Source organism: Novosphingobium nitrogenifigens DSM 19370 (genome assembly GCF_000192575.1).
Lineage (GTDB): Bacteria > Pseudomonadota > Alphaproteobacteria > Sphingomonadales > Sphingomonadaceae > Novosphingobium > Novosphingobium nitrogenifigens.
On sequence record NZ_GL876926.1, the window covers coordinates 1,474,731 to 1,476,066 of the forward strand.

General features: G+C 63.5%; 1 protein-coding gene. It reads right to left on the minus strand.

The window, feature by feature from the left end:
* Positions 1-1,243, minus strand: a 1,243-nt coding sequence (gene tnpC, locus Y88_RS06845; RefSeq protein ID WP_040702377.1) for an IS66 family transposase, incomplete at its 3' end; no start/stop codon positions are given.
* Positions 1,244-1,336: the final 93 nt, after the last annotated feature.

Genomic DNA, 1,336 nt, shown 5'->3' on the forward strand with positions numbered 1-1,336 from the left:
ATGCCGCGCGGGCCTGCCGCCGTTCCTCCGCCGGCACATTGGTGATCTGGCGCTCGACGGCGTAAAGATCGCGGATCATATCCAGCCCATGGCTGGCTGCCGAATGCTCATCCGCCTTGAATACGTCATGCAGCTTGCGCCGTGCATGCGCCCAACAGGCGACAGGCGTTATCCGCCCCGGCTCACGATCAGGGGCATAGAGCCGCTCGAAACCGGCATAGGCATCGGCCTGCAGAAACCCCGCGAATGATTTGAGGTGTTCGCGTGGTCGCTCACCCTTGCGATCCGGGCTGTAGCGGAACAGTGCTGCCGGTCTGTCCGACGCGTCCCATCGTCGATTGTCGCGCAGATAGACCCACAGCCTGCCGGTGGCGGTCTTCCCGGTCCCCGGCGCCAGCACCGGAACGGGCGTGTCGTCGGCGTGGAGTTTGACGCTGGTCATGACGTGATCGGCAATCTTGTCGACCAGCGGTTGCAGCAGCCAGCTTGCCTGCCCCAGCCAATCCGCCATCGTCGAGCGGCTGATCTCGACACCTTCGCGGGCATAGATCTGTGACTGGCGATACAAAGGCAGGTGATCGGCAAACTTCGAGACGATGACATGCGCCAGCAGGCCGGGCCCAGCGCGACCACGCGGCACAGGCAGCCCCGGAGCCGGGGCCTGGCTGATGGCATCGCAGCGGTTGCAGGAAAGCTTGGGCCGAACATGACGCGTGACGCGGAAGCGGCCGGGAACATATTCCAGAACCTCGGTCACATCCTCGCCCAGCTTGCCCATCATGCCGCCACAGGCCGAGCAGCCGTCGGCATCTGGCGCGGCATGCATCACCTCATCGCGGGGCAGATGATCTGGCAATAGCGCACGGCGCGGCTTGCGTGGGGCTGCCTTGGTGGGTGCATCATCGGGCACGTGGCCTTCGACCACGCACTCGGCATGGGCATGCTCGGCCTCAATATCTTCCAGCGTCAGTTCAAGCTGATCGGCTTGCTCCGCAAGGCGCACGGAGGATTGGCCGAACTTCATGCGCCGCAGGCGGGCCAACTGAACCTTGAACTTCTCGATCTGCAGCGCGGTCAGCAGAATCGAGTTTTGCGCCACCTCCAGCTTCTCGCGGGTCTCGTCATGGGCAGTCCGCTCGGTAGCCAGCGCCTGTTCAGAAGTCCTCGCGCGCGCCAGCATGGCGGCAGCAAAAGCGCGCAATTCTGCGGGATCAACAGGCAGTTCGAGATCGTCGGGAGACACGCTTCCCGCTAGCAGAATCCACCCCTTAGCCCAAGCAAAAAGCCCTGAATTGCGGCAATTACAACATCATAGTTGAGCAGGTGTGCGGGGCGG